Source organism: Cupriavidus alkaliphilus, from assembly GCF_014191175.1.
In the GTDB taxonomy this organism is placed as follows: Bacteria; Pseudomonadota; Gammaproteobacteria; order Burkholderiales; family Burkholderiaceae; genus Cupriavidus; species Cupriavidus alkaliphilus.
The window spans coordinates 108,475-129,818 of record NZ_JACHWE010000001.1 but is presented as its reverse complement, the minus strand read 5'-3'; the positions used below and the strand labels follow the sequence as shown (position 1 = coordinate 129,818).

General features: G+C 67.8%; 20 protein-coding genes and 1 pseudogene. 15 read left to right on the top strand and 6 right to left on the bottom strand.

Annotation, left to right across the window (positions count from 1 at the left end; genetic code table 11):
* Nucleotides 1-23 precede the first annotated feature (23 nt).
* The 6 genes from accC to FHX60_RS00585 all read left to right on the top strand — a co-directional run bounded on the left by accC (nucleotide 24) and on the right by FHX60_RS00585 (nucleotide 5,956).
* Nucleotides 24-1,376, top strand: coding sequence for an acetyl-CoA carboxylase biotin carboxylase subunit (gene accC / locus FHX60_RS00610; RefSeq protein WP_112776811.1), 1,353 nt, complete (start codon nucleotides 24-26; stop codon nucleotides 1,374-1,376).
* Between the two features lie 39 nt (nucleotides 1,377-1,415).
* Nucleotides 1,416-2,309: a 50S ribosomal protein L11 methyltransferase gene (prmA, locus tag FHX60_RS00605; protein WP_183282268.1), complete on the top strand. Its 894-nt coding sequence runs from the start codon at nucleotides 1,416-1,418 to the stop codon at nucleotides 2,307-2,309.
* A gap of 9 nt (nucleotides 2,310-2,318) precedes the next feature.
* A complete protein-coding gene (locus FHX60_RS00600) occupies nucleotides 2,319-3,764 on the top strand; it encodes a DUF3426 domain-containing protein (RefSeq protein WP_183282267.1) in 1,446 nt (481 codons plus the stop codon).
* Nucleotides 3,765-3,862: 98 nt separating this feature from the next.
* Complete coding sequence (gene tpx / locus FHX60_RS00595) at nucleotides 3,863-4,363, top strand: thiol peroxidase (RefSeq protein ID WP_092306354.1); 501 nt, start codon at nucleotides 3,863-3,865, stop codon at nucleotides 4,361-4,363.
* A 130-nt stretch (nucleotides 4,364-4,493) separates the two neighbouring features.
* Nucleotides 4,494-5,441, top strand: coding sequence for a carbohydrate kinase family protein (locus FHX60_RS00590; protein ID WP_183282266.1), 948 nt, complete (start codon nucleotides 4,494-4,496; stop codon nucleotides 5,439-5,441).
* Between the two features lie 38 nt (nucleotides 5,442-5,479).
* Nucleotides 5,480-5,956 (top strand): outer membrane lipoprotein, encoded by a 477-nt coding sequence (locus FHX60_RS00585; RefSeq protein WP_062801738.1) that lies wholly within the window; start codon nucleotides 5,480-5,482, stop codon nucleotides 5,954-5,956.
* Nucleotides 5,957-6,226: 270 nt separating this feature from the next.
* On the opposite strand, the gene FHX60_RS00580 is transcribed toward FHX60_RS00585, so the two are convergent.
* Nucleotides 6,227-6,808, bottom strand: coding sequence for a histone H1-like DNA-binding protein (locus tag FHX60_RS00580; RefSeq protein ID WP_062801739.1), 582 nt, complete (start codon nucleotides 6,806-6,808; stop codon nucleotides 6,227-6,229).
* A 1,516-nt stretch (nucleotides 6,809-8,324) separates the two neighbouring features.
* Here FHX60_RS00580 and FHX60_RS00575 point away from each other — a divergent pair.
* The gene (locus FHX60_RS00575; protein WP_092306348.1) at nucleotides 8,325-8,789 is read left to right on the top strand and encodes a DUF2147 domain-containing protein; all 465 of its coding nucleotides are present in this window, start codon (nucleotides 8,325-8,327) and stop codon (nucleotides 8,787-8,789) included.
* Between the two features lie 124 nt (nucleotides 8,790-8,913).
* Here the strand turns inward: FHX60_RS00575 and FHX60_RS00570 are convergent, their stop codons facing one another.
* Together FHX60_RS00570 and FHX60_RS00565 are read right to left on the bottom strand one after the other, a co-directional pair.
* Nucleotides 8,914-11,016 (bottom strand): TonB-dependent receptor, encoded by a 2,103-nt coding sequence (locus tag FHX60_RS00570; protein WP_183282265.1) that lies wholly within the window; start codon nucleotides 11,014-11,016, stop codon nucleotides 8,914-8,916.
* Nucleotides 11,017-11,191: 175 nt separating this feature from the next.
* Nucleotides 11,192-12,064 (bottom strand): LysR family transcriptional regulator, encoded by an 873-nt coding sequence (locus FHX60_RS00565; protein WP_183282264.1) that lies wholly within the window; start codon nucleotides 12,062-12,064, stop codon nucleotides 11,192-11,194.
* 131 nt (nucleotides 12,065-12,195) lie between these two features.
* Between FHX60_RS00565 and FHX60_RS00560 the strand changes: the two genes are divergently transcribed.
* The 3 genes from FHX60_RS00560 (at nucleotide 12,196) to FHX60_RS00550 (ending at nucleotide 15,110) form a co-directional block, all read left to right on the top strand.
* Complete coding sequence (locus tag FHX60_RS00560) at nucleotides 12,196-12,588, top strand: tautomerase family protein (RefSeq protein WP_092306343.1); 393 nt, start codon at nucleotides 12,196-12,198, stop codon at nucleotides 12,586-12,588.
* A gap of 196 nt (nucleotides 12,589-12,784) precedes the next feature.
* Nucleotides 12,785-14,176, top strand: coding sequence for a GntP family permease (locus FHX60_RS00555; protein WP_183282263.1), 1,392 nt, complete (start codon nucleotides 12,785-12,787; stop codon nucleotides 14,174-14,176).
* Between the two features lie 100 nt (nucleotides 14,177-14,276).
* Nucleotides 14,277-15,110 carry an aldo/keto reductase gene (locus FHX60_RS00550; protein ID WP_183282262.1) on the top strand — a complete coding sequence of 278 codons (834 nt, stop codon included), beginning with the start codon at nucleotides 14,277-14,279 and terminating at the stop codon, nucleotides 15,108-15,110.
* Between the two features lie 15 nt (nucleotides 15,111-15,125).
* On the opposite strand, the gene FHX60_RS00545 is transcribed toward FHX60_RS00550, so the two are convergent.
* Nucleotides 15,126-15,539: a hypothetical protein gene (locus FHX60_RS00545; protein WP_112776820.1), complete on the bottom strand. Its 414-nt coding sequence runs from the start codon at nucleotides 15,537-15,539 to the stop codon at nucleotides 15,126-15,128.
* A 211-nt stretch (nucleotides 15,540-15,750) separates the two neighbouring features.
* Here FHX60_RS00545 and FHX60_RS00540 point away from each other — a divergent pair, with 211 nt between their 5' ends.
* Both FHX60_RS00540 and FHX60_RS00535 read left to right on the top strand, forming a co-directional pair.
* Nucleotides 15,751-16,329, top strand: coding sequence for a BPSL1445 family SYLF domain-containing lipoprotein (locus FHX60_RS00540; RefSeq protein ID WP_112776821.1), 579 nt, complete (start codon nucleotides 15,751-15,753; stop codon nucleotides 16,327-16,329).
* Between the two features lie 107 nt (nucleotides 16,330-16,436).
* Nucleotides 16,437-17,336 (top strand): recombination-associated protein RdgC, encoded by a 900-nt coding sequence (locus FHX60_RS00535; protein WP_092307324.1) that lies wholly within the window; start codon nucleotides 16,437-16,439, stop codon nucleotides 17,334-17,336.
* A gap of 54 nt (nucleotides 17,337-17,390) precedes the next feature.
* On the opposite strand, the gene FHX60_RS00530 is transcribed toward FHX60_RS00535, so the two are convergent.
* Complete coding sequence (locus tag FHX60_RS00530; RefSeq protein ID WP_018006295.1) at nucleotides 17,391-17,834, bottom strand: thioesterase family protein; 444 nt, start codon at nucleotides 17,832-17,834, stop codon at nucleotides 17,391-17,393.
* A 278-nt stretch (nucleotides 17,835-18,112) separates the two neighbouring features.
* Here FHX60_RS00530 and FHX60_RS00525 point away from each other — a divergent pair, with 278 nt between their 5' ends.
* Nucleotides 18,113-19,105: a Bug family tripartite tricarboxylate transporter substrate binding protein gene (locus tag FHX60_RS00525; protein ID WP_183282261.1), complete on the top strand. Its 993-nt coding sequence runs from the start codon at nucleotides 18,113-18,115 to the stop codon at nucleotides 19,103-19,105.
* Nucleotides 19,106-19,128: 23 nt separating this feature from the next.
* Here FHX60_RS00525 and FHX60_RS00520 read toward each other — a convergent pair whose 3' ends face one another.
* Nucleotides 19,129-19,473 carry a LysR substrate-binding domain-containing protein gene (locus tag FHX60_RS00520; RefSeq protein ID WP_375790527.1) on the bottom strand — a complete coding sequence of 115 codons (345 nt, stop codon included), beginning with the start codon at nucleotides 19,471-19,473 and terminating at the stop codon, nucleotides 19,129-19,131.
* A gap of 15 nt (nucleotides 19,474-19,488) precedes the next feature.
* Here FHX60_RS00520 and FHX60_RS28050 point away from each other — a divergent pair.
* Nucleotides 19,489-19,593: pseudogene (locus FHX60_RS28050) on the top strand (TauD/TfdA family dioxygenase); the annotation flags it as partial.
* Between the two features lie 375 nt (nucleotides 19,594-19,968).
* Nucleotides 19,969-21,330 carry a methyl-accepting chemotaxis protein gene (locus FHX60_RS27890; protein ID WP_221209879.1) on the top strand — a complete coding sequence of 454 codons (1,362 nt, stop codon included), beginning with the start codon at nucleotides 19,969-19,971 and terminating at the stop codon, nucleotides 21,328-21,330.
* Nucleotides 21,331-21,344: the final 14 nt, after the last annotated feature.

Sequence of the window (21,344 nt, the reverse complement as noted above, 5' to 3'; positions counted from 1 at the left end):
TACTGTTCTCGCAGAGAGAGACCATGTTTGAAAAAATTCTGATCGCGAACCGCGGCGAAATCGCTCTTCGCATCCAGCGCGCCTGCCGCGAGCTGGGCATCAAGACGGTCGTGGTGTACTCCGAGGCCGACAAGGAGGCCAAGTACGTGCGCCTGGCAGACGAAGCCGTCTGCATCGGCCCGGCCCCGTCGCCACTGTCGTACCTGAACATGCCCGCCATCATCTCGGCCGCCGAGGTGACCGACGCGCAGGCCATCCACCCCGGCTACGGCTTCCTGTCCGAGAACTCGGACTTTGCCGAGCGCGTGGAAAAGTCCGGCTTCGTCTTCATCGGCCCGACCGCCGACAGCATTCGCCTGATGGGTGACAAGGTCTCGGCCAAGCAGGCCATGATCAAGGCCGGCGTGCCGTGCGTGCCCGGCTCCGACGGCGCCCTGCCCGACGATCCCAAGGAAATCCTGGCGACCGCGCGCCGCGTCGGCTACCCGGTGATCATCAAGGCCGCCGGCGGCGGCGGTGGCCGCGGCATGCGCGTGGTGCATACCGAAGCCGCGCTGATCAACGCCGTCAACATGACGCGCGAAGAAGCCGGCCGCGCCTTCGGCAATCCCGAGGTCTACATGGAGAAGTTCCTCGAGAACCCGCGCCATGTGGAAATCCAGATCCTCGCCGACCAGCACAAGCAGGCCATCTGGCTGGGCGAGCGCGACTGCTCGATGCAGCGCCGCCACCAGAAGGTGATCGAGGAAGCCCCCGCGCCGCATATCCCGCGCCGCCTGATCGAGCGCATCGGCGACCGTTGCGCCGAGGCCTGCAAGAAGATGGGCTACCGCGGCGCCGGCACCTTCGAGTTCCTGTACGAAAACAACGAGTTCTACTTCATCGAGATGAACACGCGCGTGCAGGTGGAGCACCCGGTCACCGAGATGATCACCGGCATCGACATCGTGCAGGAGCAGATCCGCATCGCCTTCGGCGAGAAGCTGCGCTTCCGCCAGAAGGACGTGCAGTTCCGCGGCCACGCCATCGAATGCCGCGTCAACGCCGAAGATCCGTTCAAGTTCACCCCGTCGCCGGGGCGCATTACCGCATGGCACATGCCGGGCGGCCCCGGTGTGCGCGTGGACTCGCACGCGTATGATGGTTACTTCGTCCCGCCCAACTACGATTCGATGATCGGCAAGATCATCACCTACGGCGCCACGCGCGAGCAGGCCATCGCCCGCATGCGCATCGCGCTGTCGGAAATGGTGGTGGACGGCATCCAGACCAACGTGCCGCTGCACCGCGAGCTGATGATGGACGCCAACTTCGTCGAAGGCGGCACCAGCATTCATTATCTCGAGCATCGCCTGGCAGAACGCGCGAAGGCCTGAGCACCGGTCTGAGCAACCCGCAGCAACAGAAGGAAGCCCGTGGCATTTCAGGAATGTGTGATCGAAGTGGCGCAGGACCAGGCCGAGGCCTGGTCTGACGCCCTGTTCGACCTCGGCGCGCTGTCGGTCTCGGTGGAAGACGCCGACGCCGACACGCCCGATGAGCAGCCGCTGTTTGGCGAGCCCGGGCTGGAACCGAAGCAACTCGCGTGGAACCGCTCGCGCGTGGTCGCGCTGTTCGGCGACGACGCCGATCCCGCCGTGGTGGTGGCCGCTGCCGCCAACCAGCTCGGCATCGACCCGGTGCCGGCGTACCAGCTGCGCGCGGTCGAGGACCAGGACTGGGTGCGGCTGACGCAGTCGCAGTTCGAGCCGATCCGCGTGGGCGAGCGCATCTGGGTGGTGCCGTCGTGGCACGACGCGCCCGAGCCCGACGCCGTGGTGCTGGAGCTCGACCCGGGCCTGGCCTTCGGCACCGGCAGCCACCCCACCACGCGGCTGTGCATGCAGTGGCTGGAGCAGAACCTGAAGCCGGGCGAAACCGTGCTCGACTACGGCTGCGGCTCCGGCATCCTGGCGATCGTCGCGCGCAAGCTGGGCGCGGGCGACACGGTCGGCATCGACATCGATCCCAACGCGGTGGAAGCGTCGCGCTACAACGCCGAGCGCAACCGCGTCGAGGCGTCGTTCGCGCTGCCGGAATCGGTGTCCGACGCCAGCTATGACCTGGTGGTCGCCAACATCCTGTCCAACCCGCTCAAGCTGATGGCGGCCATGCTGAGCGCGCGCGTGCGCGCCGGCGGGCGGCTGGTGCTTTCCGGCGTGCTCGAGCGCCAGGCCGACGAAGTCGCCGCGGCCTACGCGGCCTGGCTGCCGCTGACGGTGTGGCGCAGCGAGGAAGGCTGGGTCTGCCTGCACGGCACCCGCCCCTGATTCCGCCCGATGGCCGCCGTCAAGCTAGTCACGCGCTGCCCGGCCTGCCGCACCGCCTTCCGGCTGGTCGCCGACCAGCTGCGCCTGCGCCAGGGGCTGGTGCGCTGCGGCCAGTGCGAAACGGTGTTCGACGCGCGCGAGCACCTGATCGAGATTCCGCTGCCGGCGGGCACCACCGCGGGCAGCGCCCCGGCCCCGGCACAGAAGCCGGCAGCGTCTGCCGCGCCTGCCCCCGCTGCCGCTGACACCCCCGCGCCGCTCGCATCGTCGCCAGCGGCACCCGCGCCGACGCCCGCCCCGACGCCCGCTTTCACCCCGACCATCGATCCCGGCTACGACGTGCCTGCGCTGGATGCGCCGACCATGCTGATGTCGTCGCCCGAGGACATGGCCGTGCCGCCGCAGGCCGGCATGGACGAAGCCGAGATCGAGCGCGCGCTGCGCGAAGCCAACGCAGCCCTCGCCGACCGCGATGCGCGCGATGCGCAGCGGCAGGCGGCAAGCCCGGTCGCCGAAGTGGCCCCAGCTCCGACCCCGGCACCGGCACCGGCGGCACAACCGCCCGCGCCGGCAACCGCCTGGCCGGCGCTCGATCACGGCGCGCTCGATAGCCCGGCCGAAAAACCCGCGGCGCCGACCCCCGGCGCCATCCCCAGCGCGAGCGAATTCCTGCGTGCGGCATCGGCCGATCAGGCATCCGACTCGGCGCCGTGGCCGGATCACACGGGGCGCCCGGCTGACCAGGCTGCGGCCGCCACGCCGCCGAACGCCTTGTCCGTCGTCGGCGAGCAGGACGAAGCGCGCTCCGCCGGCCCCGACACCCTTGCCAGCGTCACCGGCGGCGCCGTCGCGCGCGAGCAGGCGACGCGGCGCTGGGTCCGCGCCGAAGCACCTGCCGGCCCGGTGTTCGCCCCTGACTTCCTGCGGCACGCGCGCGAGCGCGAACGTGAACGCCAGCCGCGCCGGCCCATTGCCGTGCCCCGCGGTGCGTGGCGCGTGGCAGCCGTGGTGCTCGCCATCGCCGCGCTGTTGCAGCTTGCGTACCTGGGACGCAGCCAGCTCGCCGGGCACTTTCCGATGCTGCGCCCGGCACTCGAGGCGGCATGCGCGCCGCTGGGCTGCACGGTGCCGCCGTGGCGCGACATCGATGCGCTGCGCATCGAGACCTCGCAACTGCAGCGCCAGGATGAAGGCGGCGACACCTACCTGCTCGCCGTCACGCTGCGCAACCTGGGCCGGGCCAGCACCGCGCTGCCGGCGATCGAGCTGGTGATGACCGACCTGCAGGACCAGTTGCTGCTGCGCCGGGTGTTGCAACCCGCCGAATACCTGGAGCCGTCGCAGCAGGCCTTTGCCGCGCAAGGGCTGCGCGCGGGCATGGAGCTGCCGGTTCGGGTACGATTCCGGACGCAGCAGGCGCCAGCCAACTATCGCGTGCTGATTTTTTACCCCTGAATTCCTGGCCCGCCGCCTGACCGAATCCGAGTCTGGCAGCGAGCCTTGCCCCCGCTCCGGACCGCAACCGGAAATCCATCAGACATCAAGGAGTAGACATGAGCAACGTCACCCTCGGCGGCAACGCCATCGAAGTAGCAGGCAAGTTCCCGCAAGCCGGCGACAAGGCCCCGGCCTTCTCGCTGGTCGGCAAGGACCTGAAGGACGTCACGCTGGCCGACTTCGCCGGCAAGCGCAAGGTGCTGAACATCGTCCCGAGCCTGGATACGCCGGTGTGCCAGGCGTCCGCGCGCAAGTTCAACGAAGCTGCCAGCGGCCTGGCCAACACCGTGGTGCTGACCATCTCCGCCGACCTGCCGTTCGCCATGGGCCGCTTCTGCACCGCCGAAGGCCTGGCCAACGTGGTGACGCTGTCGACCATGCGCGGCGCCGAGTTCAAGGGCAACTACGGCGTCGACATCAAGACCGGCCCGCTCGCCGGCGTGACCGCCCGCGCGGTGGTGGTGCTCGACGAGAACGACACCGTCAAGTACAGCCAGCTGGTGCCCGAGATCAAGACCGAGCCCGACTACGACGCCGCCCTGGCCGCGCTGAAGTAACAGGCGGCGCGCCTGCGATGTCAGCGGCCGCCCGCGACCACGGGGCGGCCGCTTCTGTTTTGTGCGTTACAGCTTCTGCCCGCAATGGGCGCCGATCCACCCGAACCCAACCCCGACACCTGGAGAGAGCATGGCCAGCCTGATCTGCGGCTCCGTCGCCTACGACACCATCATGACGTTCGACGGACGCTTCCGCGAACACATCCTGCCGGACCAGATCCACATGCTGAACGTCTCGTTCCTGGTGCCCGGCATGCGCCGCGAGTTCGGCGGCTGCGCCGGCAACATCGCCTACACGCTGAAGATGCTGGGCGGCGATCCGGTGGTGATGGCCACCGTCGGCATCGACGCCGAGCCCTACCTGGAATACCTGCGCAAGCTGGAGATCCCCACCGGCCACATCCGCGTGCTGCCGGAGACCTTCACCGCCCAGGCCATGATCACCACCGACCTGGACAACAACCAGATCACCGCCTTCCACCCTGGCGCAATGAGCCAGTCGCAGCTGAACCACGTCAAGGACGCGCTGGGCGGCGACAAGGCGCCGCGCCTGGGCATCGTCGCGCCCGACAGCCGCGAAGGGATGCTGCACCACGCGCGCCAGTTCGCCGATGCCGGCGTGCCGTTCATCTTCGACCTGGGCCAGGCCATGCCGCTGTTCAACGGCGACGACCTGCGGGAGTTCGTTGAACTCGCCAGTTACGTGACAGTCAATGACTACGAGGCGCAGGTCCTGCTGTCGCGCACCGCCTGGACCAGCGCCGAGGTTGCCGCCAAGGTTCGTGCCTTCATCGTCACGCACGGTGAACGCGGCGCCAGCATCTTTGCCGATGGCCGCCAGTACGCGATCCCGGCCGTCGCGGCCGAGCGCATCGTCGATCCGACCGGCTGTGGCGACGCCTTCCGCGGCGGCCTGCTCTTCGGCATCGAAAACGGATTAGACTGGGAAACGACAGGCCGTCTCGCATCGCTGATGGGGTCGGTCAAGATCGCGCAGCAGGGTCCGCAGAACCACTGGTTGTCGCGCGAGGAAATCGGCAACCGGTTCCAGTCTGCATTCGGGTACCGCTACGCCTAAGCTGCGGCCGGCGCGTGGCGAATTTTTCGGGAACTGACATGAACAACAAGCTACGCGGCGGCGCGCTTGCCGTCCTTGGTGCTACCCTGGTTGCCACGCTGGCGGCCGGCTGCGCCACGCAATCCAATTCCAACAGCGTCTACAGCACCGGCCAGGCGCAGCGCGAGCAGACCGTGCGTTACGGCGTGGTCGAAGGCATCCGCGAGGTCACCATCCAGGGCAGCCAGAGCGGCGCCGGCACGCTGGCCGGCGGCGCCATCGGCGGCATCGCGGCCGGCAGCACCATCGGCGGCGGCAACGGCGCGGTGGCTGCCGGCATCCTCGGCGCGGTGCTGGGCGGCATCGCCGGCAGCGCGGCGGAGAACAAGATCAATCAGCGCCGCGCGCTGGAGATCACCGTGCGCCTGGACAACGGCGAGATGCGCGCGATCACGCAGGAGGCCGACGAAGCCTTCCGTCCCGGCGAACGGGTGCGGCTGCTGTCTTCCGGCGGCGTGACACGCGTCACGCACTGACGGCCACGCAGGCCTTCGCCAAAGGCGCTCCCCGGGCGCCGTACCCGCAAGGGTGCGGCGCTTTTTCTTTGGCCGCTCTGGCGGCCTTTCCATGCCCTGGCGCGGCGCTGGCGCGCCCATGAAAAAACCCGCCGGGCGGTTGCCATCGGCGGGTCGGCAAGACCAGGTGTCTTGCGGACCGGATACGCGGTATCCGGTCATGCAGGCACGACGTGCGTGCCGTTGAGGTTCCTTGCGGAACGGGTAGGATCCACGCCGTGGTGGCGCAGCTTACGGACGGTTGCCCGTCGGGAACGGCCAGGCAGCAGCCGGGTTCAGCGCGGTCTTGGCAGCCGAAGCGGGAGCAACGGCAGGGGCCGCGGCAGGCTTGGCGGCAGCCTTCTTGGCAGCCGGCTTCTTGGCAGCAGCCTTCTTGGCGGCCGGCTTCTTGGCAGCAGCCTTCTTGGCCGGTGCAGCCTTCTTGGCAGCGGCCTTCTTGGCGGGCGCCTTCTTGGCAGCAGCCTTCTTGGCCGGTGCGGCCTTCTTGGCAGCGACCTTCTTCACCGCGGCCTTCTTGGCCGGTGCCTTCTTGGCAGCAGCCTTCTTGGCCGGTGCGGCCTTCTTGGCGGCGACCTTCTTCACTGCGGCCTTCTTGGCCGGTGCTGCCTTCTTGGCGGCTGCCTTCTTGGCCGGTGCGGCCTTCTTGGCGGCGACCTTCTTCACCGCGGCCTTCTTGGCCGGTGCCTTCTTGGCGGCTGCCTTCTTGGCGGCCGGTGCAGCCTTCTTGGCGGCGACCTTCTTCACAGCAGCCTTCTTGGCGGCCGGCTTGGCGGCCTTCTTAGCCGCCGGCTTTTTCTTTGCAGCAGTTGCCATGGATAACTCCTTCACTAGAGAGTGAATATCGAATGACCTAAGTTGGCGACCCGACCGACCCGAGGCGCGCCACAGCAGCGCGGCCCCAGTCGAGCGAGCGATTCATCGGCGTGCGGCCCGACCACTGCTGCACGCTAATGAATTCGGTTGCAGGGGCACCGCCCATGGCGGTGACTTGGCGGCCGGCGCGAGCCCGCAAGCGGGTCTCGGGCACATGCCGCGCCCTGGAATATTCGATCAGCCCGCACCGCCCGTTGAGCCGGCGCGCGGCCAGAATTGAGGAGATATCGGACAGCAGGCCTGCGGTGCGGGCTTGGCCTCGCGCACGGCAGGCGGCATTCATTCGGTGGTAGCGGATCCAACCCGTTAATGGACCAAGGGAGACTGCACGCGTTTTAAGAAGCCGGTCGGGCCTGGTCTGCGTCAAAGTTCTCGTGCTCCTCAGCTACTACCTTCGTCATTGCATCGAAGCGCGCATCGCGCTTTTCGGTTCCATCTTGCTTCCTGCTTCGCTGCAATGAAGTGAGACTCTTGTCAAGGCGAATCATAATTCGTTTGCACGATGATGTTAAGAAAAAAGTGCAAAAAAACTTGCCTGCATGGATCGCTCCAACTAGTTCTCACGCGCGTCGTCACGAAGACGTTGCCGACGACATCAAAACGCGTCGCGCGCATGCCCGTGTCGAGACCCACCACGCGCGCTCGCGCACGCTGCGCGATGCCCCTTCGCTGACTGCGCGCGCCGCAGCTTTTACACACCGTCGCGCGTAGCGATGACAAGCCGCGCGGCATGCGCGCGACGACAGCGAAAAGCTCTGCCGCGTGTCCTCGCACTTTCCGAAAAGCCGCATGGACAAAGGCTTTGCGGGCGATGCACCAACGCGCGAGCGGCGCGCGTCGAGCTGTGCGGCGCCACGCTCCGACACGCGCGCGACGCGATCACCGGCGCGCGCCCTGCATGCTTTACACACTCGACCCGGCACGCACGCGCGACGCCGAGCTCGATGCTCGACGACACCGGGGTCGGTCGCGGCGCGACACCATCGCCGAGCGCGCGCGAGAGTGATGCGCGCACGCAACGGTTTGCATCGACGCAACATCGAAAGGGCATCGCGAAGGCATCGCAAGGACGTCGCGGCGACGTCGAAGCGTTGCGATCGAGCCAAGCCGGACGACAGCGAAGCGTCGCGGCAACACTCCGGCAGTCGCTGCGATGAGGTCGCGTCGTGCCGCGCGATCCGGAGCGCGCGCGCGATGCTTTGCGGATGCGTTCGCGCCGTCGCGAAGGACGCGGCGAGGTGCCGCCCGGTGCGTCGTACGTCCGCTTAGAGGATTGCTTCAGCGGCCGTGCGCAGGCGCGTTTTGCTGCGCCACAAAAACCCGCAAACGCCCGCTGCATGCGGCCTGGCGGGCAGCAGGCAAGCGCCGCGCAGCGGCGCGCGCCGGTCCGCGACGGATTGCGGCGCGGCGGCAGCGCCAGTAGATTGGCGTGGCTACGGACCTCAAAGGAGACATCATGCGCAGCCCTTCCCTCATTGCCTGCACCATGCGCGCCGCGGTGCTTGCCGCCACCCTGCTCGGCAGCGCCGCGGCGCTGGCGCAGGCCACGCCCAGCGGCACGTGGAAGACCATCGACGACAACACCGGCAAGCCGCGCGGGCTGGTGGAGATCACCGAGAAGAACGGCGTCTACAGCGGACGCCTGCTCAAGAGCTTCGTCGACAGCGACGGCAAGCCGAGGGTGTGCGACAAGTGCACCGACGCACGCAAGGACCAGCCGCTGATCGGCATGACCATCCTGTCCGGCCTGCGCAAGACCGGCGACAACGAGTGGAGCGGCGGCGAGATCCTCGACCCGGAGAACGGCAAGGTCTACAAGAGCAAGATGTCGCTCGCCGAGGATGGCAACAAGCTCAACGTGCGCGGCTTCATCGGCATCAGCCTGATCGGGCGCACCCAGACCTGGGAGCGCGAGCACTGATCGCTGGCGCACTCAGGGTTTCTCCGGGGCATGCCGTTGCATGTCCGGCTGAAGCGGAAACAGCAGGCGAAAAAAAACCGGGCGGTGATGAACCGCCCGGTTTTTTTGTCCCCGATGCTGCGCTTTACATGCGGTAGCGCAGGGTGGCCATGACGCTGCGCGGAGCGCCAGGCATGTTCAGGTTGGCGTTGGTGCCATGCGCCGAGACGATGTAGCCCTTGTCGAACAGGTTGTACACGTTGAGCTGGGCCTCGAAGGCGCCGCGGCGGTACCAGGCCATCGCGTCGGCGGTGACGTAGCCGGGCAGCGTGACGGTGTTCTGCGGATCGGCATAGCGCGCACCCACCAGGTTGGCGCCGAGGCCGACGCCGAAGCCGTGGCCCAGGTCCTTGGTCACCCAGAGGTTGCCGGAGTGGCGCGGCGTGATGGTGGCGCGCTTGCCCTGCAGCGCGGCGCTGGACTTGGTGACGGTGGCGTCCAGGTAGGCGTAGCCGGCCAGCATGCGCCAGCCGCTGCCGAGCTCGGCCGCGCCGGAGATTTCGACGCCGTCGGTGCGCTGCTCGCCAATCGGGATCAGCACGTTGTTAGGCGAGCTCACCTTGATGTTGGAGCGCTCCAGTCGGAACAGCGAGATCGTCGTGCTGGCCTTGCCGTTCAGCCAGTCGTACTTGGCGCCCACCTCGGTATTGTTGGTGGTCTCCGGGGCCAGGTCGGCGTTGTTCGCGGCCAGCGCAAAGGCCTCGCCCGACGGCTGGAACGACTTGCTCCACGACACGTAGTACGACTGGGTCTTGCTCGGCTGCCACACCAGGCCGGCACGCGGGCTCCAGGCGGAGTCGCTGCGCGACAGGTCGCGCTGGCCGGCGATGCGGTTTTTGGTTTCCTGCTGGAAGTTGTCGTAGCGCACCCCGACCAGCGCCTTCCACTGCTCGCTGAAGGTGATCATGTCCTGGGTGTAGAACGCCAGCGTGTCGAAGACGCCCAGGTTCGAGGTGGTCGGGTTGCCCGGCGCCGGGCGCGGCAGCACCGGCAGCACCGGGTTGAACAGGTCGAAGGTGCCCGGCACCGGCTTGGTGTTGTTGATCTGGTCCTTGTTCTGCTGGCCGATCTCCATGCCGTACAGGATCTCGTGCTTGGTGCCGAAAATCGTCGCCTTCTGGATCAGGTCGGTCTGGTTGAACCAGCCATGTTCCTCACGGCGGACATTGCCGTGGTTCATGGTCAGGGTGCGCGCCGCTTCGTTGACCGCCGAGGTCAGCGTGTTGTTGCGGTCCAGCGAGTAGTGGTAATACCGCGTCGCATTGCGGATCGACCAGTTCTCATTGAAGCGATGGTTGATCGTGGCAGTGCCGGAGAACACACGCGACTGCGAGTAGTCCGCATCGCGCGCGTTGGCCGCACCGTAGTAGCGCGACGCCGGCACGTCCACCGGCCGCCCGCGGTACGCCGGGATGCCGAAGTCAGTCACCCGGCGGTCCTCCAGGTAGTCGGCCTGGAACAGCACGGTGGTCTCGGGCGCGACCCGCAGCTCCAGCGACGGCGCGATCGCCGCACGGTCCAGGAACTGCTGCGAGCGGTAGCTGTTAGCCTTCTGCACCGCGCCGGTCACGCGGAACGCCGCGGCGCCGTCGGCGAACACGCGGCCCACGTCGGCTTCGGCGCGGCGGTCGGCCCACATGCCGTAGCTGAGCGCGAAGTCGGTGACATCGATGCCGGGCTTCTTGGTCACGCGGTTGATCAGGCCGCCCGACGAGCCACGCCCGTACAGCACCGCTGCCGGTCCCTTGATGACCTCGACGCGGTCGACGTTGGACATGTCGCGGAAGTACAGCGCATCGTCGCGGATGCCGTCGACGAACTGGTCGGCGATGGCGGTGAAGCCGCGGATCGAGACCTGGTCGCGCTGGCCGTCGCCGTGCGAGAACGACACGCCCGGCACGTTCTTCAGCGCGTCCTGCATCGAGGTGGCGTGCTGGTCGCGCATGACGTCGGCGGTGACCACGTTGACGGTTTGCGGGACGTCGCGCAGCGGCGCTTCGGTCTTGGTGGCGCTGACCGCATTGGGCGGGTTGTAGCCCGCGCCCAGTTCACGGCTGACGTCCGCCTTGACGGTGACCTCCGGCAACTGCGCCGGGGTCGCCGGTGCGGACTGCGCCCACACCAGCATCGGTTGAAATACGAAGCTCCCCGCCACCGCGGCACAAATCGGGTGAAGTTTTATTCTCATTGGCCTGTAATCGACTGTAATAATTTGAAAAAGCGGGCGAATTATCGATTACGGGATTGTCATGGTCAACGAGATTGCGAATTATTCCTATTCCCAATCAAGATATGTTGCTTTCAACACAACCAGGTTGGCCGGCATGCTCCCATTTGTGACTTTCTGACCTCAGGTAAGTCGTCTAGGCCAATTGCGCGGCGAGCGCATCGCGCGCCTCGGCAATGAATGCCGATTCCCCGCGCCGCCCCGGCAGCAGGAAGAACTCCGCCTCGGGCAAGCGCGGCAGCCCCAGCCGCGCGATGGTGGCGGCGTCCAGCGGCGCCACGCCGGGCCCGATCGCCGACGCGTTCAGGCACGACAGGCCCAGTCCCGCCGCCAGCGCCAGGTGCAGCCCCGCCACGCCGGACGCCGAATGCGCGATCTCGAACGGCACGCGCTTGCGCATGAGCCGCTGCACCACGTACTGGTGCAGCGAGCAGGTATCGGGCAGCAGCACCAGCGGCAGGGTCGCCGGCAGGCTCTCGGCCTCGGCCGGCGCCGCCACCCAGGCGAGCGGCTCGCGTCGCAGCACCGTGCCACGCGCCGCGGTTCCGCGCGTGCCTGGCAGCCGCATGCTGAGGCCGATATCGAAGGCGTCGCGCGCCGCGGCGGCATCGATCGCCGCGCTCTTCATCACCGTCACGTGCAGGCGCAGGTACGGATAGCGCTCGCGCAGGCGCCGCAGCATGCCGGCGATCTCGCCGGGGCGGAAATAGTCGGTCACCGCCAGCCGCAGCTCGCCTTCCAGCGCGTGGCCGCGCAACTCCTGCAAGGCCAGTTCGTTCAGGTCCAGGATGCGCCGCGCGTGCGCCAGCAGCCGCTGTCCGGCCGGCGTCGGCTGCGCGCCGTGGCGGCCGCGCGTCAGCAGCGGCACGCCGGCGCGCTCTTCCAGCTTGCGCAGCTGCTCGCTGACCGACGACTGCGACAGGAACAGCCGGGGCGCCGCGGCCGACAGGCTGCCGCTGTCGGCAACCGTCACGAAGGTGCGCAACTGGTCGGTGTCGAGTCCACGCATGGCAAGCCTCCGGGCAGGGTTGGAGTGATTTCGGCATAACCGATGGAAGGCATCGGTTATTCCCGCTTTTCCGATACTACACCACGCCCTACCATGGCTACACCAACCCGCCAAACCCAAGGAGCTCCGCCATGCCCCACATCGTCCTGCACTTGTCCGGCCACCCCGATGCCGACCTCACCCGCCGCAGCGCCAAGGCCATCGCCGACCTGACCGAGCGCGTGCTTGGCAAGCAGCGCGACGTGATTGCCGTCACGGTCCAGTACATCCCGCACGACCACTGGATCATCGCCGACGCGCCGCTGTCCGGGCAGGGCCGCAACGCCTTTCACCTGGATATCAGCGTGACCGATGAAACCAACACCAAGGCGGAGAAGGCGCAGTTCATCGCGGCCGTGTTCGAGACCATGTCCGGCCTGCTGGGCAACCTGCATCCGGTCTCTTATGTCCACGTGATCGACGCCCGTGCCGCGGCCTATGGCTACGGCGGGCGAACGCAGGAATATCGCCACCAGCACGCGTGAAGCCGCCCCGCTCCTTCATGCCGGCCACCACCGGCGCCGGCGGCGAGACGCGAGGTTTCGCCGCCGGCCAAGCTGTGGCACAGTCGCCGGCTGATCCCTTTTCCTGACGCACAGAGAGAGACAACGCGCCACAAGCGCAGGCCCCAGCGCGGCAACGGACCGCACCTCAGGAGAAGGCAACCCTGAAGGAGATCCGATGTCGTTCCTGATCGTACTGGCAGCCCTTGCCTTTCTGATGTTCGCCGCTTACCGCGGCTACAGCGTGATCCTGTTCGCGCCGATCGCCGCGCTGGCCGCGGTGCTGCTGACCGACCCGTCGGCGGTGGCGCCGGTGTTCAGCGGCATCTTCATGGAGAAGATGGTCGGCTTCGTGAAGCTGTATTTCCCTGTGTTCTTATTAGGCGCGGTGTTCGGCAAGGTGGTCGAGCTATCGGGCTTTTCCGAGTCCATCGTTGCCGCGGCGATCCGCTATATCGGGCGCTCGCGCGCCAATGCGGTGATCGTCACGGTGTGCGCGCTGCTGACCTATGGCGGCGTGTCGCTGTTCGTGGTGGTGTTCGCGGTCTACCCGTTTGCCGCCGAGCTGTATCGCCAGAGCAACATCCCCAAGCGGCTGATGCCGGGCGCGATCGCGCTGGGCGCGTTCTCGTTCACCATGGATTCGCTGCCGGGGACCCCGCAGATCCAGAACATCATTCCCACCAATTTCTTCAACACCACCTCGTGGGCCGCGCCCGCGCTGGGCGTGGCCGGGTCGCTGTTTATCCTGGTGGTGGGCCTGAGCTACCTGGAATGGCGCCGCCGCGCCACCGCCGCGCGCGGCGAGGGCTATGGCACCAATCTGCGCAACGAGCCCGAGCGCAGCCAGGCCGGCAAGCTGCCGCACCCGCTGCTGGCGCTGTTGCCGCTGGTGGTGGTGGGCGTGGCCAATTTCTGGCTGACGCGGATGATTCCGCTGTGGTACGGCGAATCCAGCAGCGTGGCGCTGCCCGGCCTGGCCAGCCCGGTGGAAACCAAGATTGCCAGCGTCACCGCGATCTGGGCGGTGGAAGGCGCGCTGCTGCTGGGCATCGCCGTGGTACTGGCGACCGCCTTTGGCGCGCTGCGCGAACGGTTTGCCGAGGGCACCAAGGGCGCCGTCGGCGGGGCGCTGCTGGCCTCGATGAACACGGCATCGGAATACGGCTTCGGCGGCGTCATCGCCGCGCTGCCGGGGTTCCTGGTGGTCAGCGATGCGCTGCGCGCCATCCCCAACCCGCTGGTCAATGCCGCGGTCTCGGTCAGCACGCTGGCCGGCATCACCGGCTCGGCCTCGGGCGGCATGAGCATTGCGCTGGCGGCGATGTCGCAAACCTTCATCGCGGGCGCGCAGGCCATGCAGATCCCGCTGGAAGTGCTGCATCGCGTGGTGTCGATGGCCAGCGGCGGCATGGACACCCTGCCGCACAACGGCGCCGTGATCACGCTGCTGGCCGTGACCGGCCTGACCCACCGCGAGTCCTACCGCGATATCTTCGCGGTCACGCTGATCAAGACCGCCGCGGTGTTTTTCGTCATCGCGCTGTATTTTCTGACCGGACTGGTCTGAAGCATTGCCGGCCCGCGCCGGTTGTACATTGCCGGTGTTGTTAACTAGTGTGGTTGGGTGCCGCCGGGCACCCAACCCCGGCCAACCTGGAAGCCAAGCGATGAAGCAAGTCACCCTGCCCGACGGCGAGCGCGTCCCGGCGCTCGGCATGGGCACATGGAATATGGGCGAGTCGCCCGCCGCGCGCGCGGAAGAGATCGCCACGCTGCGCCTGGGGCTGGACCTGGGCCTGCGCCTGATCGATACCGCCGAGATGTACGGCGAAGGGCAGTCCGAGGAGATGATCGGCGAGGCCATCGCCGGCCGGCGCGACCAGGCTTTCCTGGTCAGCAAGGTCTACCCCTTCAACGCCAGCCGGCGCGGCACCGTGCAGGCCTGCGAGCGCAGCCTGAAGCGGCTGCGCACCGACCGCATCGACCTGTATCTGCTGCACTGGCGCGGCGGCGTGCCGCTGGAAGAAACCGTGCAGGCCATGGAGGCGCTGCAGCGCGACGGCAAGATCCGCCACTGGGGCGTCAGCAACCTGGACCTGTCCGATATGCAGGAATTGTGGGATGCGCCCGGCGGCAGCCGCGTGGCCACCGACCAGCTGCTGTACAACCTGGGGCGGCGCGGCATCGAGTGGGATCTGTTGCCCTGGCTGCGCCAGCGCGGCGTGCCGGTGATGGCCTATTCCCCGATCGAGCAGTCGCGGCTGCTGGGCCATGCCGGGCTCAAGCGCTTCGCGCGCGACCACGGCATGAGCGCGGCGCAGGCCGCGCTGGCCTGGCTGCTGGCGCAGGACGGCGTCATCGCCATCCCCAAGACCAGCCGGCGCGAGCGCCTTCAGGAAAACCTGGAGGCGCTGTCGAAGAGCCTGTCCCCTGCCCAGCTGGCCGAGATCGACCGCATCTTCCCGCCGCCCGACGGGCCGGGGCCGCTGGAAATGCTCTGAGCCGCCGGCGCGCCCTCAGTTCTGGCGCGCCAGGTAGCGCTCGCGCTCGACGTAGCGCACCAGGTAGCTGCGCGCCTTGTCGCGGGTGTCGGTGGTCACGCGCGCCGCCGCCTGGCGCGCGCTGCTCTTGCCGTGCGACGACGACATCTGCGCGTCGAGATACCCGCGGAAGGCACTGTGCATCGCGTCCAGTTCAGGCTGGCACGCGGACAGCGCGAGGTCGGCCACGTCTTTCGGCTGGCCCTTGGCCGACAGGTTGTCGTTCGCCTTTTTCTGCGTGCAATCCATGTATTTGGCACGCAGCGCCTGCCATTCGCTGCCGGAATCGGCCGACGGGGCCGATACCGCGGCGTCGGTCGAAGCACCCGGAGGCTGGGAGGCACAGGCAGACAGCAGAAGCAGCGGCAAGGCGGTGAGAAGTTTCTTCATGGCGGATCAAGATGCGGTGACGGCGCCCGATCCTGTGTTGGCGGTCAGCCAGCCGTGGGACGTACCGGGCGCAAGGCCCATTATTCTTGCCGCGAACGCCCATCCTGCACCACCTTCGTCACAAATGGAAACGACTCCTTGGCCTGAATCATTTGCCCGGGTGATTTCGGCGCCTATGCTTCAAAGGCGACAACAACACCAAGGAGACGAGATGAAACGTCGAACCTTCCTTACGGCCAGCGCGGGTCTGGCCCTCGGCACGCTGGCTACCGGCGCGTGCACCACCACCAAGCCCGACGCGCCTGCCGACAAGTCCGCGCGCCGGCGCGAACTGGACTCCGGCGCGGATGCCACGCTGTCGCGCCTGTACAGCTCGGTCAACGGCGCGCGCGAGCTGGGCAGCCGCGCGCGCGGCATCCTGGTGTTCCCGAAGACCCTGTCGGCGGGCTTTATCGTCGGCGGCGAGTATGGCGACGGCACGCTGCGCTCCGGTGGCGGCACGCGCGGCTATTACCGGCTGATCTCGGGCTCGGTCGGCTGGCAGATCGGGGCGCAGTCCAAGTCGGTGATCCTGATGTTCATGACGCAGGACGCCTACGACAAATTCGTGCGCAGCAGCGGCTGGACCGCGGGCGTCGATGCCACCGTGGCGCTGGCGACGGTTGGCGCAAACGGCGTGCTCGACACCAACACTGCCCAGCAGCCGATCGTCGGCTTCGTGCTGACCAATGCCGGCCTGATGGCGGGCCTGAGCTTCGAGGGCAGCAAGATCACCCGGCTCGACCTGTAGCAGCAATTTCCGATCGCCGCCGCGCGGCCTGCAGGTCGCGCGGCGCAGGCATTTTCCGCGGCGGCGCGCCGCGGGCGTTAGAATTCGTCCCTTTGGCCGAATTCCCCATGTGGTTCAAGAATCTGCAGGTCCATCGTTTCTCCGCCCCGTGGTCGCCCAGCGCCGACGAGGTCGAAGCCAGCCTGGCGAAGCACGCCTTCTTTCCCGGCACCAGCCTCGAAATGCAGACGCAGGGCTGGGCCTCGCCGCGTGACAACGGCCAGCTGGTCCATACCGTCGGCCGCCAGATGCTGCTGACGCTGCGCACCGAAAAAAAGCTGCTGCCCACCACCGTGGTCAACCAGGTCACGCGCGCCCGCGCCGCCGAGATCGAAGAGCAGCAAGGCTACAAGCCGGGCCGCAAGCAAATGAAGGAACTGAAGGAGCAGGTCACCGAAGAACTGCTGCCGCGCGCCTTCAGCATCCGCCGCGACACGCGCGTGTGGATCGATCCTGACAACGGCTGGCTTGCCATCGACGCCGCTGCAGCGGCCAAGGCCGATGAAGTGCGCGGCATGCTGTTCAAGGCGCTGGACCCGCTGCCGCTGATCAACCTGCACGTCAACCAGTCGCCGGTGGCGGCGATGACCGAATGGCTGGCCGGCGATGCGGCCCCCGCCGGATTTACCGTCGACCAGGAAATCGAGCTGCAGTCCGGCGCCGAAAGCAAGGCCACGGTCCGCTACGTGCGCCACCCGCTCGACGCGGAAGACCTGCGCCGCCATATCGCCGCCGGCAAGCGCTGCACGCGCCTGGCGATGACCTGGAACGACCGCGTCTCGTTCGTGCTGACCGACGGGCTGGTGGTCAAGAAAGTCGCACCGCTCGACGTGATCAAGGAACAGGCCGACGGCACCGCGCACGATGAAGACGAGCGCTTCGACGCGGACTTCACCATGATGGCGGGCGAGCTGTCCGGCATGCTGGTGGACCTGACCGAGGCGCTTGGCGGCGAGCGCAAGGCCTGAGCCTTCTGGTTGGCAAACACGTGGCGCCGCCACCGGGCAGCGCCACGCCAGCGGCTACTCCACCCAGTTCACCTTCGGGAAGCGCCCGGCGAATCCCGCCGGCATCGCCACCACGCGCTTGGCCACGTAATCGAAGAAGACGAAGCCCGACTTGGCCATCGCGATCAGCGCGCCATCGGCCGGCCGCGTGATGCGGAAGATGATGTCGCCGCCGTACTTGTTGAAGTCCATCACGCCCACCTCGAACAGCAGCTGGTCGCGCGCATGGGCCTCGTTGCGGTACATGGTGGCCAGGTCGGTGACGATGATCCCTACCCCTTCCTCGCGCACATCCTCGCTGCCGAATTCGAACAGGAACCGCGCCCGCGCCTCTGAAATCATTGAGATCATCGAATCATTGGCAAGGTGGTTGGCCGAATTGATGTCCGTCACGCGCACAGTGAGGTGCGTGGCGTAGCAAAGCTGGTCGGCGGGCAGGTCGAGTTTGAGGCGGGCCATGTTGGATCAAGCAGGAAATGGATCAAGCGCCGCACAGACCGGACTGACTGAACGCGCCGGCAGCGGCGGCGCCATCATAAGCGATGCCGTGGTTCGGATCGCGGCACGGCCGCATCCTCTTGCGCAAACCCGATCCGGGTAAGTACTCCCCACCGTTTTCGTCCATTCCGTCGATGCCGCAACGCGTCGTGGCCTCGTACGCTGCGCCTTGCCGTGGCCACTGGCGCACCGACGCCTGGCCGCATGCCGATACGACGTCAACCACTGGAGGACACACCATGCAAGCCGACCGCCGCAAGGCCCTGCACTGGCTGGGAGCCGGATCCCTGGCCGCCGCCGCTTCAACCCTGGGAATCGGATCGGCCCGGGCCCAGCAGTCCTGGCCGGCGCGTCCGGTGCGGCTGGTCGTGCCCTATCCGCCCGGCGGCGCCACCGACGTGCTGGCGCGCGCGCTGGGCGACCCGCTGGGCAAGCTGTGGCAGCGCCCGGTGATCGTCGAGAACCGTCCCGGCGTGGGCGGCATGATCGGCGCCGACGTGGTGGCCAAAGCGCAGCCGGACGGCTACACGCTGCTGCTGGGCCTGCCCAGCCTGGTGCAGACGCCCTATATGGTGGCCAAGCCGCCGTTCGACCCGCTGCGCGACCTCACCGCCATCGGCCAGCTGTGCACCACCAGCCTGGTGCTGACCGCCAGCAGCACCATGCCGCGCACGCTGCCGCAGATGGTGGCCCTGGCAAAGTCCCAGCCGGAAAAGTTCTCCTATGGCACCTATGGCATCGGCACCGGCGCCCATCTATACATGCAGGTCTTCCTCAAGGACGCCGGGGCCCAGCTCGTCCACGTGCCGTACAAGGGCGAAGCGCCGATCGCCACCGACCTGATCGGCGGCCAGATTTCGCTGGGCACGCTGTCGCCGATGACGGTGCGCCAGCATGCGCGCACCGGCAAGCTGCAGCCGCTGGCGGTGACCGGCAATACCCGCGCGCCGATGCTGCCCGACGTGCCGACCTTCCAGGAACTCGGCTTCAAGGGCCTGGACGGCCCGGCCTGGCTGGGCCTGTTCACCACGGCCGGCACGCCGCAGGCCATCGTCGACAAGATCGCGGCGGATGTGGAAACGGTGATGGCCGCGCCCGACATCCGCCAGCGGCTGGGGGATCTGGGCCTGATCGTCAAGACCACGCAGCCGGCGGCCTTCGCGGCGACGACACGTGCCGACCAGGCGTACTGGGGCAACGTGATCAAGGAAAACAATATCCGCCTCGACTGAGGTGCCGCGCCGCCGGCGCCTGTTCAGATGCCGGCTTGCGCGCACCAGCGCACCAGCGCATCGCGGAAATCCCGGCACAGCGGCGACAGGTAGGCGCTGGCTCGCCAGAACACGGCCAGCTCATACTGCCAGCACATGTCCTCGCCCTCGATGGTTTGCAGCCCCTGCCCCACCGCCTGTCGCAGCAGGCGCTGGGGCATGATGCCGAGCATGTCGGTGTTGCGCAGCAGGTCGGCAAACGACACCGATGAGCTGGTGCTTTCAACCGTCACGCGCGGTGGCGGCAGGCCACGGCTGGTGAAGCGCCCCTCAATGGCGAAGCGCTGACCGATGCGGAGCGCGCGCATATCGACCGGCTCTGCGACCAGTCCACCTATAGCTGGCCGTGGCGCGACGGCGATGTGATGGTGCTCGACAACCTGCAGGTCTGGCACGGCCGCAATCCTTACCAGGGCGCGCGCGACGTGCAGGTGGCGCTGATGGATTGAGCCGGCAGGGCCTGAGCCCGGCGCGATGGGCCCCCTATCGTAGCCGCTTGCGCAATCCCCGAACATCACTCAATTGCAGCAATTTGCCCGCGGTGTTGCGCGGCGGCGGCACGGCCCGCCGCGCGCCATGGGCGTCGATATAATCAGCCGCGCAATACCCAAGATAAAGACATTAAAACAATAACTTGCACGGACGGGGTGCAGCGTCTTCTCGAACCACGCTGCGGGGGAATTATGACCAGCGCTGACCACGCCCTGTCCGGACGCCTGTCCGCGACCATCCCTGCCCGCCGTGCCGCGGGCGGTTCCGTTTCCACCCCGGCCGCGCCGCACCCGCCATTGCTGCCAGGCGTGCACCGCCGCGCGGACCGGTTGATGACGGCGATGCTGTGGCTGCTGGGCCTGTTGTCGCTGGTGGTCGGCAATCACTATGGATCCACCGGCCTGACGCTGGCGCTGGGCCTGCCGATCGCGTTGCTCGGCACGCTGATGGCGGTCGCCCTGCCGGCCCGCCTGGCCACCCGGCTGGCGATGGCAGTGCTGATGATGGCCTTTGTGGCGCTGCTGATCCACCAGGCGCGCGGGCAGGTGGAATTCCACTTCCTGGTGTTCGTGTCGCTGTCGATGCTGCTGGCCTATCGCGACTTCCGCGTGATCCTGCTGGCGGCGCTGGTGATCGCGCTGCATCACCTGAGCTTCAACTTTTTCCAGCAATGGGGCTGGAACACCATCTGCTTCACCGATCCCAGCTTCAACATGGTGCTGTTCCATGCGGCCTTTGTCATCGCGCAGACCGCCGTGCTGTGCGTGATCGCCTGGCGGCTGGAACGCGACGCCCATTCCGCCGACGAACTGAGCGCGCTGGCCGCGGGCATCGGGCGCGAACCCGGCTACCTGACGCTGGCCGGCGACGGCACCGAGCCCGGCAGCGATTTCGCCCGCGCCTTTCGCAAGACCCTGGACACCGTGCGCCAGACCTTGCAGCAGGTGCGGGACACCGCCGGCACCGTGGCTGACGCCGCCGGCGAGATTCTCGACACCAGCGCCAGCGTGGCCCGCCGCACCGAGGCGCAGGCGCGCATCGTGGCCCAGACCATGCACGACATGCAGGCACTGACCCAGTCCGCCCGCGCCAGCGCGGACCAGGCCCGCGGCGCCTGCGAACTGGCCGGCGCCTCCAGCGCCGTGGTGGCGCGCGGCAGCGGCGAGATCCTGTCGGTGATCCAGACCATGGGCGAGATTGACGAGGCCTGCGGGCGCATCACCGAGATCATCGGCGTGATCGACAGCATTGCCTTCCAGACCAACATCCTGGCGCTGAACGCCGCCGTCGAAGCCGCGCGCGCCGGCGAGCACGGCAAGGGCTTCGCCGTGGTGGCCGGCGAGGTGCGGCAACTGGCGCATCGCTGCGGCGCCGCGGCGCGGGAAATCCGCGGGCTGATCAATACCTCGGTCGAGCGCGCCCACGCCGGCACGGAGCTGGTAGGCCATACCGGCGAGACCATGAATGAAGTGGTGGCCAGCATCGGCAGGCTGGCCGCGCTGGTGCAGGAACTGGCAACGCTGGGCGACCACCAGCGCAGCGGCATCGAGGGCATGGCGCAACGCGTTGCCGAGATCCAGGCGGCATTCGAAGAGAACGCCGAGCTGGTGGCCGGCGCGGCCGAAGCCGCGCGGGCACAACGGGTGCAGACCGAAGGGCTGAACCGGGCGGTGGGGGTGTTCCGGCTCGACTGAGGCCCGGCTGGGAG